Source organism: Pseudomonadota bacterium (genome assembly GCA_026388255.1).
Classification (GTDB): domain Bacteria; phylum Desulfobacterota; class Syntrophorhabdia; order Syntrophorhabdales; family Syntrophorhabdaceae; genus JAPLKB01.
On sequence record JAPLKC010000116.1, the window covers coordinates 1 to 13,026 of the forward strand.

At 39.8% G+C, this 13,026-nt stretch carries 14 protein-coding genes and 1 pseudogene; 7 read left to right on the plus strand and 8 right to left on the minus strand.

Annotation, left to right across the window (positions count from 1 at the left end; translation table 11 throughout):
- The 4 genes and pseudogenes from NT178_16570 to NT178_16585 all read left to right on the plus strand — a co-directional run.
- On the plus strand, positions 1-181 hold a 181-nt coding region (locus tag NT178_16570), incomplete at its 5' end, for a hypothetical protein (protein ID MCX5814136.1).
- Positions 182-908: 727 nt separating this feature from the next.
- Positions 909-1,028, plus strand: a pseudogene (locus NT178_16575) (VF530 family DNA-binding protein).
- Between the two features lie 224 nt (positions 1,029-1,252).
- Positions 1,253-1,462, plus strand: a complete 210-nt coding sequence (locus tag NT178_16580; GenBank protein ID MCX5814137.1) for a hypothetical protein — start codon at positions 1,253-1,255, stop codon at positions 1,460-1,462.
- 74 nt (positions 1,463-1,536) lie between these two features.
- Positions 1,537-1,929 carry a type II toxin-antitoxin system VapC family toxin gene (locus NT178_16585; GenBank protein MCX5814138.1) on the plus strand — a complete coding sequence of 131 codons (393 nt, stop codon included), beginning with the start codon at positions 1,537-1,539 and terminating at the stop codon, positions 1,927-1,929.
- Positions 1,930-2,037: 108 nt separating this feature from the next.
- On the opposite strand, the gene NT178_16590 is transcribed toward NT178_16585, so the two are convergent.
- The 5 genes from NT178_16590 to NT178_16610 all read right to left on the minus strand — a co-directional run bounded on the left by NT178_16590 (position 2,038) and on the right by NT178_16610 (position 6,408).
- The gene (locus NT178_16590; GenBank protein MCX5814139.1) at positions 2,038-2,334 is read right to left on the minus strand and encodes a BrxE family protein; all 297 of its coding nucleotides are present in this window, start codon (positions 2,332-2,334) and stop codon (positions 2,038-2,040) included.
- 426 nt (positions 2,335-2,760) lie between these two features.
- Positions 2,761-2,922 (minus strand): hypothetical protein, encoded by a 162-nt coding sequence (locus NT178_16595; protein ID MCX5814140.1) that lies wholly within the window; start codon positions 2,920-2,922, stop codon positions 2,761-2,763.
- Positions 2,923-3,841: 919 nt separating this feature from the next.
- Positions 3,842-4,102: a hypothetical protein gene (locus NT178_16600; protein MCX5814141.1), complete on the minus strand. Its 261-nt coding sequence runs from the start codon at positions 4,100-4,102 to the stop codon at positions 3,842-3,844.
- Positions 4,103-4,149: 47 nt separating this feature from the next.
- A complete protein-coding gene (locus tag NT178_16605) occupies positions 4,150-4,845 on the minus strand; it encodes a nuclease-related domain-containing protein (protein MCX5814142.1) in 696 nt (231 codons plus the stop codon).
- Positions 4,846-5,211: 366 nt separating this feature from the next.
- A complete protein-coding gene (locus NT178_16610) occupies positions 5,212-6,408 on the minus strand; it encodes an ATP-binding protein (protein MCX5814143.1) in 1,197 nt (398 codons plus the stop codon).
- 328 nt (positions 6,409-6,736) lie between these two features.
- Here NT178_16610 and NT178_16615 point away from each other — a divergent pair, with 328 nt between their 5' ends.
- The gene (locus NT178_16615; protein MCX5814144.1) at positions 6,737-6,961 is read left to right on the plus strand and encodes a helix-turn-helix transcriptional regulator; all 225 of its coding nucleotides are present in this window, start codon (positions 6,737-6,739) and stop codon (positions 6,959-6,961) included.
- A 550-nt stretch (positions 6,962-7,511) separates the two neighbouring features.
- Here NT178_16615 and NT178_16620 read toward each other — a convergent pair.
- Positions 7,512-8,753 (minus strand): ATP-binding protein, encoded by a 1,242-nt coding sequence (locus tag NT178_16620; protein MCX5814145.1) that lies wholly within the window; start codon positions 8,751-8,753, stop codon positions 7,512-7,514.
- Positions 8,754-8,848: 95 nt separating this feature from the next.
- Here NT178_16620 and NT178_16625 point away from each other — a divergent pair, with 95 nt between their 5' ends.
- Positions 8,849-9,037: a hypothetical protein gene (locus tag NT178_16625; GenBank protein ID MCX5814146.1), complete on the plus strand. Its 189-nt coding sequence runs from the start codon at positions 8,849-8,851 to the stop codon at positions 9,035-9,037.
- 697 nt (positions 9,038-9,734) lie between these two features.
- Here the strand turns inward: NT178_16625 and NT178_16630 are convergent.
- Both NT178_16630 and NT178_16635 read right to left on the minus strand, forming a co-directional pair.
- Positions 9,735-9,872 carry a hypothetical protein gene (locus NT178_16630; GenBank protein MCX5814147.1) on the minus strand — a complete coding sequence of 46 codons (138 nt, stop codon included), beginning with the start codon at positions 9,870-9,872 and terminating at the stop codon, positions 9,735-9,737.
- Between the two features lie 529 nt (positions 9,873-10,401).
- Entirely contained in the window at positions 10,402-11,928 is a 1,527-nt protein-coding gene (locus NT178_16635; GenBank protein ID MCX5814148.1) for an aminotransferase class V-fold PLP-dependent enzyme, read from the minus strand.
- An 822-nt stretch (positions 11,929-12,750) separates the two neighbouring features.
- Here NT178_16635 and NT178_16640 point away from each other — a divergent pair.
- A partial coding sequence (locus NT178_16640) for a DEAD/DEAH box helicase (GenBank protein ID MCX5814149.1) occupies positions 12,751-13,026 on the plus strand: 276 nt, incomplete at its 3' end.

Consider the following 13,026-nt stretch of genomic DNA (forward strand, 5'->3'; position numbering starts at 1 on the left):
ATTTGGTCTTCCATTAACTGAAGCGCCAACAATAGCACAGGGCATGGGATATAGAATTGCCTCTTTGGTTATTTCCTTTTTTTCCATGGATATCCTCCTATTTTGTTATCGATACCGGCAAAAATTCATACAAAGATTTTTGCCGGTATCTCCTGAAATATCTATTTGTCTTTATGATTAAGATTAATGTTTGTTGTAGGAATAGAGCGGTTATATGCGGTCGTTGGATTTAAATAATACAGGCAGATTTTTCAGTATAGACGGTACTCTAAAACATAGCAGAGATAAAATGCATATATGTATTTGGAGTTATCTCCACCAAATTAGATGCAGGACCGATAACAGTAATATACTCCATTTTTTTATCGCATAATTTCCTTATGAAGTTTAGAAGGATTCTCTTTCAGGTCATTTATTACCACTCAAAAGTTGCCATGAAAGTTAAAACGCTGTCTGTGTTTGTTTCAGGAAGCTATGTTACGAATAGCAGAAAGAAAGGTGCTGCTTTTCAGGTTGAGTAAGGTTATGAATGATGAGATAAATGGGAAAGGGTGAGGACTAAGTTTCGATGATGGATAGTGGTTTGCGGTCATCTGATGTTGTATATCGCGATAGCTTTTGTCGGAAAGACACACTGAAACGCTTGGAAAGATTGAATTTTCCATAGGCTATGCATATACTTAAAATAACCTCGTTGCAAAGGAGATGGCGATGGATGATGAAAAATGTTGTTCCGGCATGTGCTGCGCACTGTCGTTCTTGGCGGGTGCCGTGGTAGGAGGGGGAATTGCTCTCCTATTAGCCCCTTTTCTTATCAGGGTTTTTACATTTCATAATGTATTATGAAATTCAATAATGTTGCCGGCAGCTTTATAGACCTCAATCCACTTCTCCGGTTTTTATGGCAAGATATGCGGTGCTTTAATAATGATCCGAGCATCAAGTCCAGTCTGCAGTTTCTGAGGAAAACTCCATGGGCCAGGAATAAGGTCGAAGGTCTGTATCTGAGATATAAAATGAGAATATGACGAAGGGCTTTGATGATCTTGATGAGTTTATCTTTGATAACAGAGGTAGTTGTATCCATCGGCTCTGCTTGTTCGAATGTTTAGCCTGAATCAATAGGGAGTGGGGAAGTTTGTTGCCAGTAACCCATGCAATTCATTATTGATTTTTCTGAAGCTCATTAAAAATATTATCTTGCCTTAAAATGTTTGGTGCTCTATAATTACTTATTATTGGAGGTGATTTTATGAATATCAAAGAATATGCCAAAAAAGAGCTTGATGCCTTGGGCCGTTCAGAACTCCTTACAGTATATGATCTTATTCTTTCATTAAAACCCAGGACAGAAAAGACAAAAAAACATCTGCATATGTACCTGACGGTAAGAGAAGCTCTTAAGGGATGCTCGGGTTCAATGAGTGATGATATCTTATCAGCAAGAGAAGAGAGAATATGAAGCTCTTTTTCGATACATCTGCCCTTGTCAAATTCTTTCATGAAGAAAAAGGTTCGAAATAAATAACGAAGCTTATAGTTGCTTCTGCAAATACGATATGGGTTTCTGAGTTGGTAAGGCTGGAATTCCTCAGTGCTTTATTCAGGAGATTCAGGAATAAGGAAATTAATGAAAATATGCTTAATAAGGCAATTGCCGGTTTTTTTGAAGAACTGAATGCCTTTAATATGGAACCATTGAGGAGAGTTGTCTTGGAAGAAGCCGAATCGTTGGTGAAAAAATTCGGTTCTCAGCCAGGCCTTAGAACTCTTGATGCATTGCATCTTGCAACATTTGTGCTCATTGCAGAGAAAGGCTGGGTTTTTGTAGCCGCTCATGAAACTCTTTGTGAAGTCGCCCGATTGCTTGGATATAAAACAATAAACCCCCTTAGTATAATGAAATTGCTTATAAAGCTATTGTGCTAAAATTGTGATAAAATAGACCGGAATAGATAGAATAGAATGGACTACATGGAAATTGAAATATCATTTAATATCAGAGTATTATGGGAAATCAGACCTGATATCAAGGGCCTATATTTTTAGTAAATCTTGTTCTTCCAAGGCTGGTGGTAACCGGAACAAGTGAGAATTTCCGACGCGTCCCAGGGCTTGATCGTGAACGGTGCAAGCCGCTTCCGTTGTTGATCGTAGAGCGGCTGCCCATGCTGTCCGTGGAAAGGTGGCTTCGAGAAAACGTATGCCTGTAGCGTCGAGAAAATCACAGTCCCACCGTCCGGATTGCTTGCGCTGACCCAGGTACCCGACAGTCAACCTTAGTAGCACCGTTTGATCAATTATTTTGGTTAACTTGTCTGAATCAAATGTCATAGACAATTCCTTGAATAACTCTATTTATTAACCCTTGAATCAATCTATTGGGAATCCTGGGTATGTGGGGTAGGAGGAAAGACGTTGTAAAAATTGCATTATTTTCTGATAGTATCACTTTATACCCGTCCATTTCCGGTTTTTGAGTAGTATAAGACGTATCAATAATGAACTTTAATATCGAACTGCAATTCATTCGGCAATATGGACAGGCGATAACAGCTTCAGGAACTCTTACGTTCCCCTCCTCCATTCTTTCTGTGTATAAAATGTTAACCTATTGAATTTATAAATACAAATGGTTTTTTTTATTCTACCGAGCCTTAACAAACTTGGGAATTGAATGGTATGAATAATCACATGACCAAATTATAGAATAACATTTATGATAACTACACGTTTTCATACCCATTTAAGACAGTCCAATCAGTTTTTTCCAAGCATCTTTGTTGTCCATTTGGTAAGTGCTTTGCTGTGTTGCAGCAAATCGCCTTTTGGTGTAATTTCAAGATAAACCACTCTACCTCCATAAACACGGCACATGCCTGCGTCGATGTCGATAAACTTCAATCCGCGTGCGGCCTTCACCCCGCTTTTTCCCGTTGACGTATGGCCGAATATCTGTGGTATCTGCCATGCTTTATATTATCGGATAAACAGAAGGGGCACACAAATAACTCCTATTTGTTGTTTTCTGGTTTATCCTTGTAGATCTTTATATATTTATTGCTGCCGTCAGGATAAAGTTCATACACACCTTTTTCATCACCATGTACACTGGGTCTACCGCCGGCATGAGTTTCTGCTATTGCCTTGTGTGTTGCTTTCGCAAGGTAAGCTTCTTGTTTATATCAAAAAAGTCTTTCTTCATGTAATTCACCTCTTTATATTTACCAGGTTTTTTTGCAATGTAACGGCCTGTTTGTTTAATTGTGATTAAAAAATCCGGCCTGCCGTACAATTAAACCTTATCTATTTTTTCAAACAGAAAGATACCTATTACGGGCGTGTGTCGCTCATTATCTAAACGCCCCCGATCTCATCCTATTACCGTTTTCCCATGGTTTTTTTCTCTTTCAAGATATTTTCAAAATATCTATAGTCACCCTTCATTTCTGTACAGATGTTCCCCGCAGTGCTGACAGTAAAATGCCTTGTGTCATTTTCCTGATCGATCCCACCAGAAGAACTTTCTTTGGAAGGAACTGCAGTTAAAACATTTTATGCCTTTGTCTGTTTTACAATAAGGATATATGGACAAATACTCATCCAGTGTAGGATAAGCATTCCTCCATTTCTTAGCTTTGCTTTTATAAAAGATTCTTTCAATAAATACGCATGTCCGGTAAAGTAATATTATCGATATGACAACCAGGAAACAGGTTGTGTATTGGTTAAAAGTCATAGAATTCTCCTCTAATTGCTCTTTATCTTTGTTTAAAATCGCCCCGTCATTGTTAAGTAAGGGGGAAGGCTTCTCCCCTCCCCCTTATATGGGATTAACCTCTTATTTCGCTAACACAACGTAGAGTATTCTCATGAGCAGCAAGGTAATGCCCGTTACAACAACAAGGCCTACAATAATCCTCTTATCGAGTTTTATGTATTGTATTTTCAAATCCGATTCCAGTTTTTGTATTCTTAGTATTAAATCAAGCTCTGATGCTGTTACACATTTTTTTGAAGATTCTACATAGTTCATTATTTCCTCTGTTTCTGATTCATTAAACTTATCTATTAGTATCTTGTAGATTCTTATTTTATCCATAACGTTTCTCCTTTTTTAATACCGGGGGATTTCTCCCCCGGGTCTTTTTATGCTGCCATTAATTGTAAAATATGGGTTTCTGTTTTCTGCTGTAGTAAGGGAGGAAGAACATTATCATTTATTATTGTCTTCCCCAGGTCCTCAAGCTTTACAGCCTTTACTGTTTTAAGGTTGTCTACGGACAGTATGGCATCGGGATGGGTAAATACTATAATGCCCTGTATCCATATCTTTATGTCTTTTCTTTGAAAGTATCTGTTCAACCACCTGATGTTCTTTATTAACTGGAATGAGGGGTTCTTGATATTTCCTGTATATGAGGTACCACCCCTTCCGGTCTTTACCTGCCTCCATGCATTGTCTGAATAGGTTATTACTCCCTTATGGTTTTTTACCTCTATGGCGTATAATCCTCCCGGTCCCATAAGAAGGCAGTCGTCAATATCTCCATGTTCTACGGGAACATTGTAAAAGGCGGTGTATTCATCCGGTAAAGTGTTTTTAAGGTATATCCCCAACGCCTCTTCTCCAGCAAGTCCTGTTTTGCATATTGATCTTTTTTTCATCTGATCTCTTGTTATAAACAATCCTGCAACTGCCGGTATGATACCCATTGCTGGAATGTTGTTTAAATAAAGACCTGCACATGCTGCCGCAATGACTGAGAGACCAGTTATACCTATTACCCTGTTGCGTCTATCCAGGGTGTCCTTTAAATAATGTGACATATGTATCTCTTTCATGAGACCTCCTAAAATGATCTTATATAGGTAGTTAATTATCACTACAGCATATATATTATCTATATGAGATTATCTTGTCAAACTATTTATGATCTTATGATGATAATTACTTTCTTATGATGATATATATTAATTTTCAAATGCTACGAGAGTTGTATAATTTTTTTTATGTTGGAGAAACATTGATATTTTGAGAACACTTTTGGCGCTAAAATTATAGTGGGTAATAAAGAAATGAATAAAGCAATCAGAAAACCAAAAAAGTGTTCGATGGAAAACGGATTTGGTGTTCGATACGGAGTGGATTTTACAATTACTGGGCGTTGTTCTACTAATCTGAGGACTGGCAACAACAAAAAATATAACTCATACACACCCATACCAGGGATGAACAACAAAATTCTCTCTTTTATAATATTGTTCTCCTCCATAAATAAGTATACCGTCCCGCATTATGGAGGGACGCAGAGAAGTGAAGTACCGGAGCCCATCAAAAAACGAGTTATTAACCGTCTCTCCTGACTTAATCTCTACAGGGATCAACGTTTCCCCGTTGTCAATTACGAGATCGACCTCATGACCTGTCCGGTCGCGCCAGAAATAAAGAGGGGGCCTCTCTCCTCTGTGACAGAATGCCTTGTACATTTCTGCAACAACAAAGGTCTCAAAAATGGCGCCTCGCAGCCCATGGCCGACAATATCCTCGGGAGATTTTATCCGCAGGAGATAGCATAGAAGCCCTGTGTCAAGAAAGTATAGCTTGGGGCTTTTGATAATCCTCTTTGAAAAATTTTCATGATGCGGCTGCAGGAGATGTACAATAAAACCGGCCTGAAGAATTGATACCCATTGGCGCGCAGTGGTATGGGAAATACCACAATCAGAAGCAAGGGATGAGAGGCTGAGGAGTTGTCCGGAGCGGCCCGCGCAGAGCCGTATGAATCTTTGGAAGGTATCAAGATTGCCGATGTTTGAGACCTCTCTTACATCCCTTTCCACGTATGTTTGATAATATCCTGAAAGCCAGTCGTGAGCGTTGAGCCTCTTGTCATGGATCCGGGGATATAATCCCTGAAAAAGAATAGTTTCAAGGGCGAACGCCGGTTTTGTCTGTGCCGGTATCAGTGTGGTAATTCCTGAGGGATCGATATCAGGATTACCTGTTAATTCATTCAAGGCAAAAGGGAGGAGGTTCACAATGGCTGTTCTTCCTGCAAGGGTCTGGCTTATCTTCTCCATCATATGGAACTGCTGAGAACCTGTAAGGACAAAGCTGCCCGGTCTATCATCAGCGTCAACGATCCCCTGGATGTATGAGAGAATATTCGCGACTCTTTGAATTTCCTCGATAATTACCCCATCCGTAAAGCGTCTGAGGAAGCCTCTGGGGTCGGATATGGCAAACTCCCGTTCATCAGGATCTTCGAGATTGACATAGTCGTGCCCGCTGAAAACCATCCTCGCAAGCGTTGTTTTTCCTGATTGACGTGGACCAGTTATGGTGACAACCGGAAAATCCTTTCCAAGGACAGAGAGTTTTTTGGAAAGAGTCCTTTCTATCATATTGAAACAATAACTGATATCGGTCAGTATGTCAACATGAAAGTTACACTTTCAATTTGCCGATAAAGATTTTATTGCAGGTAGACTACTTTTCATGAAAATTATGTGCCAGTTTAATATGATAGAAAATAGCCAGAACATCCTTTAAATAATGTGACATATATATTTCTTTCATTAAACCTACTGTTAATATCGTGCAATAGTAGTTATTGATCACCGCCTCAAATATAATAAATACCGGTCAAGCTATTCAGAATCTTATATTGATAATTAAATTCTTATGATGATATATATTTATTACAAACTGATATGATGAGGGGTAAAAAGGATGCTTATCATCAACATTAAGGGATTAATTGAAAAGAAAAGCGCCATTGAAAGAAGAAGGATTACCTATAAGGCAATAGAGAATGAGACAGGGATGAAGGTGCTGACACTATCCCGGATAGCATCTAATCATGACTATAACATATCACGAAAAGATATCGAGAAGCTGCTTCTTTACTTTAGATGCCAGCCGAATGAGTTAATGACATTGATACCTGAGGAGTAGATAAAAGGCTACTTTACATTAGGCATTATAAGTGCAGTTGTTTTATACAACTGCACTTGTCCTGACAATGGAAGCAAATTTCTTAAGGTCTTCTTCTTTTAACTAAAATAAATTGAGATCATTATGCCTGATGAATCTATAAATGTTGCATCAATAACTTCAGTTTCCGCCTCTCGCATTTATATTTTCAACAGCACAGCAAGATTACTGTTGAGAAATAATAATGAATTAGGACCCTATCTATTTACCGGGGTTGATAAAATTGTACTCTTGCCCCTTCAGATTGAATTCAAGGCCTATTGACTTCTTTCAGATGAGAAACAATATCCTGGGCAATATTTTATCAATTTTATCAGAACCTATGAGTGAAAATACTATCTGCCAAATCAAAACTAAAGAGATCACCTTTAATTTTCTTTAAAAACCTCAAGAATGAACCATGTCCAATGTTGGCTTTAGAGACTTTTCTTTCGCCCTTTCTATGGTAATATCCGAAGCAAGGGTTTTTGCGGAAATGCTGGCGGTATAACTATTTCAGGAAAGGGCTTTTTTACAGAGTGCCAACAGGGATAGACATAAACTTTTCTGTTAATGGCAGACTCTCCTGGGCCAGACAGATGATTCCCCCAGAGCCAACGGGCATGTTGAGTTTTTGCAAAACCTGAAAGTGCTTTATCATGTTTTTATCAGGAGAGGCACTTTTTTTGAACTCAAGAGGGTGTATAATACCATCTTGTATAATCAATAAATCAATTTCTTTTTGGTCTTTATCCCGATAAAAATAGAAGGGCGCTTTCAAACCACTATGCCACCAGGCTTTAAGTAGTTCAGACATAATCCAGGTTTCAAGAATCGAGCCTGACATCGCGCCGGCTTCAAGTGTTTCCGGGCTTGACCATTCTGTAAGCCATGCGCATAGTCCCGTATCTAGGAAATATAATTTGGGAGTTTTTATTAGACGTTTGGTGATATTTGTATGATAAGGTTCAAGCAGATATATGATGCCCGATGCCTGAAGGATGGAGAGCCAACTCTTTGCGGTATTTGGTGCAACATCGGCATCCCGTGCAAGGTCTGCAAGATTTAACAACTGACCGGACCGTGCCGCGGACGCCCGAAGGAAGCGCAGGAATACCATTTCATCTCCTACCCGGGCAAGGTCGCGGATATCCCTTTGCAGATAAGTCTGTACATAAGAACTATAGAACAAGTTGCGGTCTATTTCATCATTAATGACCATGAATGGAAATGAGCCCCGCCAGATTATACTGAACAATTCTTTTAAGGATATACTTCTACTGGTTTCTATCTTTTGTTGTATTACATCGAGCAGAGGAAGAAAAGGCTTTAGCCCCTTGCCTTGTCCAGTAGCCTCCCGCCTTGAAAAACCGCATAATTGAGTAATACCTACCCTGCCTGCCAGCGACTCAGACACCCCTTTCATCACATGAAACTGCTGAGAGCCTGTAAGCCAGAAAAGTCCCGGTTTTTGTGCCCTGTCAACCCCTATTTTTATGTAGGGGAGTAATTCAGGTGCGTATTGAATCTCATCAATAATAACAGGTGCAGGAAAGCGCTGCATGAAAAGTGCCGGATCTTCCTTGGCAAGACTCAGCACAAGAGGGTCATCAAGTGTTATATATGTTCTGCCCTTTTCTTCAAGATGCTTAAGGAAAGTTGTTTTGCCTACTTGTCTCGCACCGGTTACAAGCATGACAGGAAATTGCATGGAAGCTTTTTTGAAAAAGCTTTCTAATGTTCGCTCTATGTAGAATCTATTATTATCGTCCATAATGTATTACTATTGCATTATAGACGATAAATAACTGACTGTCAATAATTGGTTTATGCCTCACCTCGTAAGACCCGTGAAAGAGCTGAATGCGAATGGCATCAGTTTTTGAAGAACTGAATACTTTTAATATGGAACCATTGAGGAGAGTTGTTCTGGAAGAAGCCGAATCGTTGGTGAAAAAATTCGGTTCTCAGCCAGGCCTTAGAACTCTTGATGCATTGCATCTTGCAACATTTGTGCTCATTGCAGAGAAAGGCTGGGTTTTTGTAGCCGCTGATTAAACTCTTTGCGAAGGCACCCGATTGCTTGGATATAAAACAATGAACCCCCTTAGTAAATGAAATTACTTATAAAGCTATTGTGCTAAAATTGTGATAAAATAGATCAGAAAAGACTGGAATGGATAGAATAGAATGGACTATATAGAAATTAAAATATCATTTAATATCAGAGTATTATGGGAAATCAGACCTGATATGAAGGGCCTATAATTTTTATTTTGATAGGGCTCATAACCCGAAGGTCACTGGTTCAAATCCGGTCCCCGCAACCAAACAAATACAGGTACTTAGAGCAATCTAAGTACCTTTTTTTATTTTTGCAAATAACCTTCCCCATCACTATCCCCATCATACTTGATGTAAAAGTAAGTAAAATAGAGTAAATTGCAATGTTGCTTTCGGTAGATCTGATTAATAAAACAAAAAACAAAGAGCCACCAGCTCAGAACTTGGTAATTCTCAGCCAACTATCTCTGACGCTCATACAACCATCAACTCAATCTTTCCAAAGGCCCCCACAACTTTTGAAAAGGTTGAATAAATGATTTTGTAATCATGTCAGAGACAGTTCGTGTCTCTTTATTTCATTATATATATTTCTATATTCAACACTTGAAAACACAAAAAAGGCCGCTTCCAAGCTTTTTGCCGATTATAATATTGATCCATATCAGAGATTTTGCCGATAAAAACCTATCTAAACCTTCTTTATCAATAACCTTGCCGCCTCATCGATGATATTCATAACCGGTCGTGTATCCTCTTTCACCATGAGCAGGATATTGTGGTCTATGATATACATATGCAGGTGGCGGCGGAGGAGCAGAATGTACATAATAAGCTCTGCTGTGCATAGGAACGGCAGGAACAACTGCACATCCGGTTAATATAGCCAATACAATTATTACAATTATTGTCTTCATCTCTACCTCCATCATGCTATTTCCTTTTGGATCCATTTACTCCTATATATTGTTAAAGCAATATTTATACCTGAGTTATTTGTTTCATAAGCTTCTGCAATTACATGGTATGTTAGAATATTAACCCTGGAATTAAAAACGATTATGTCGATTTTATATGAGAGATCAGACAATAATGTCGAACAGTTATCGGCAAGATCTGATTGAAAAAGCTATTTTATGGTATAAAGAGTTGATTCATGACAAAACACAAAATACAACCCCTATCAGAAAAAACAGTCCATAAGGCAGAACGCCACCTATCAAAATCAGATGCTGTCATGAAACGGCTTATTGCTGAACATGGTCATTGTCCTTTAGCAAACTGGGAATATAATCCGTTTCATACCCTGGTAACTTCAATAATCAGTCAACAACTTTCTTCAAAAGCTGCTGATATCTTCACCTTGCTGCAAGTCTCTTCGCAGTTTCCTCACAAGTATCAACAAATGTATCGATATCATTTCTGGTAATCCAAACACCAGTGCTTGCACGAAAAGGAATATCGCTTGGTTCCGGTATATTGGTCACAGGATGTCTGTTGGGGATACAACCGCTGAAAAATGCGCTTGCTTCAGGAGAAGGGGTCCTGGTAAGACCACGACTATCAAGTCCGCCCATACCAACATGATAGAGATGATCCTTGAACATTTGTGTTTGAAAGGCTTCTGCCAGCTTGAAGTCTCTGCGTTGGGACTTATCGGCAAAAGGCGTAAATGCCACGATGCCAGATTTAAGTTCAGGGTCTTTTGTGGGCTGGAGCAGACAGTTGTCGCCGAATTTAGCAACAAGATGCTGACGCAAGTAATCGGCCAAGGTAAGGATGTAATTTTGAATGCGCTGTCGGCCGATTACATCCCAGAGTTCACAGACTTCACCAAGTGCACGCCAGTCAGCAGATTCAGGAAATCCATATATACTCAGGGCATTCCCTATGTCGAAACCTGCCGGACGAGAACCATCAAGTGGGGCATCAAGTTGTCCACTCCGGATGAGATGGAACCGTGGTAAAGGAGTAGGGTTAGAGGAATGAGCACTGTTGCGGATATAGAGTATTCCGGTGCCGCCGGGACCACACTGCCACTTATGACCCGAAATACCCCAGAAATCTATGCCGATGTCATTTAGTTTTGGGTCGAACATTCCTCCATAGTGGGCACCGTCTACTACAGTTATTAAGCCATACTGCTGAGCCAGTTTGGCCATTCGACGTGGAGGGATAATCTGGCCGTTAGACTGGGTGATAGCGGAAAAGAAGATGATCTTTGTCTTGCCTGGTCTGATCTGCCGTCGTACCGATTCTACGATCTCTTCAGCAGTAGCATTTTGATGCATCGGTACACCGAACTGGCGGATAACAACTCCGAACCGCGCTGCAACTCGAAGCATAGTAACAACACAATTGGGATATTCCATGGTAGATGTTAAAAGTTCATCTCCTGATTTCCAGTCTATACCGCTCAAAATCATGGCAACTGCATCAGTTGTATTCCGAGCAATGGCAATCTCGTCAGTGTTCGCTCCATAGCAGCGTGCAATCTTTTTCCTTGTTTCCTCTGACGGCTCCAGATATACCGGGAATGGATCACGTGCAACCTGATCCAGACCTTCTTTATAGCGTTTCATGATGGGTATTGGCATGGACCCTTTTTGAGCTGGAGCAAAATATCGGTTACGGGGATCAATGGTAAAAGTCTTCCCAAATTCTGTGAAGAAAGCTTCCTCAGTGCTTAACAAACCATCTGGAAGACGGACGGGTTTACTCAATATTTTGTCTTTGGATAAAGCAGATGAATATGTCGGCATCATGAGTAGAGTTGCTGCCACACCGGAGCTAAGCGCGCCTAAAAAGTTCCTCCTGGTTATGCCATTATTACCATCCTTCCCCTCTACCATCAAAACCTCTTTTTTGTCTCCACAGGTATGCATAAGTCACCCCTAAAGTGTTATGAGGCAATCATACCATGAATCATAAATAGAGAGAAAGGAAGTAAAAAAAGATTGCGTCGCTGAATACCATCTAAATATATTATGATGTCTATGCCGGTCTTTCAAGAGCAAAGGCCCGTTATATTCATGAACTGGCTCAGCGTGTATCTGATGGAAGGTTATCATTTTTTGATATTGAATCAGAAAAAAATGATGATGTTATTGCCGCACTTGTTGAGTGTCCTGGAATAGGTCGCTGGACTGCTGAGATGTTCCTTGTTTTTGGTCTGAGAAGACTTGATGTGTTGTCGCTTGGAGATGCAGGGTTGCAGAGAGCGGCAAGAGTTCTTTATGGAGATGGGTTGTTGGTTGTTGATGAGAGTTGCAGATGTGTGGAGGCCTTATAGATCTGTTGGTTCGTGGTATTTGTGGCAGAGTTTGGGGTGATGTGCTGGAGAGTTTTTTGAGTAATCTTGAGACGATTTTGCCGGTAACAGCTTACTGTAAATATGGGAGAATATATTCCAAATATGGCAATATAAGGCTATTGGGAAGAGATGGATATGAGTGCCCGGTGCTCTGTATTTCCATTGTCCTTATTAACTTTTCTGAGTTTTTAATGCTATCTGGTTGAAACATGCAACTTTAGGAAGGGTGAGCGTTATTATAATGGAATGGTCTGGGGAGAAAACTGGGTCGCTGGAAAGACAGTGGAGTGGAGAGGAAGGATTTTCTGATGTTCAGGATAAATCCGAGAGAGTAATTGAATAGGTAAGATTTAGTTTGTCTACAGCAAATATTAAAGTGTAAGATTATGAATACATGCAGCTAACCCCTTATCATGCCAAATACTTTGCCTATGAGCTTACTAAGCGCTGTTCGTCAAATAGTTTGGAAAAACTTTCTTCCACACTTTCTAATGCTCAAGTTGACCTGAATCCACATCAAATCGAAGCAGCCCTTTTTGCTTTCCGCTCCCCATTGTCAAAAGGAGCTATTTTAGCTGATGAAGTTGGTTTAGGAAAAACGATTGAGGCCGGATTAGTTCTCTCACAGAAGTGGGCAGAAAGAAAAAGAAACATTCTCTTAATCGTTCCA

What these genes read in the sequence shown, in the direction of transcription:
- NT178_16580 (MCX5814137.1), top strand. Translation starts at nt 1,253, where the DNA reads ATGAATATCAAAGAATATGCCAAAAAAGAGCTTGATGCCTTGGGCCGT.
- NT178_16590 (MCX5814139.1), bottom strand. Translation starts at nt 2,334, where the DNA reads ATGACATTTGATTCAGACAAGTTAACCAAAATAATTGATCAAACGGTG.
- NT178_16600 (MCX5814141.1), bottom strand. Translation starts at nt 4,102, where the DNA reads ATGGATAAAATAAGAATCTACAAGATACTAATAGATAAGTTTAATGAA.
- NT178_16605 (MCX5814142.1), bottom strand. Translation starts at nt 4,845, where the DNA reads ATGAAAGAGATACATATGTCACATTATTTAAAGGACACCCTGGATAGA.
- NT178_16610 (MCX5814143.1), bottom strand. Translation starts at nt 6,408, where the DNA reads ATGATAGAAAGGACTCTTTCCAAAAAACTCTCTGTCCTTGGAAAGGAT.
- NT178_16615 (MCX5814144.1), top strand. Translation starts at nt 6,737, where the DNA reads ATGCTTATCATCAACATTAAGGGATTAATTGAAAAGAAAAGCGCCATT.
- NT178_16620 (MCX5814145.1), bottom strand. Translation starts at nt 8,753, where the DNA reads ATGGACGATAATAATAGATTCTACATAGAGCGAACATTAGAAAGCTTT.
- NT178_16625 (MCX5814146.1), top strand. Translation starts at nt 8,849, where the DNA reads ATGGCATCAGTTTTTGAAGAACTGAATACTTTTAATATGGAACCATTG.
- NT178_16630 (MCX5814147.1), bottom strand. Translation starts at nt 9,872, where the DNA reads ATGTACATTCTGCTCCTCCGCCGCCACCTGCATATGTATATCATAGAC.
- NT178_16635 (MCX5814148.1), bottom strand. Translation starts at nt 11,928, where the DNA reads ATGCATACCTGTGGAGACAAAAAAGAGGTTTTGATGGTAGAGGGGAAG.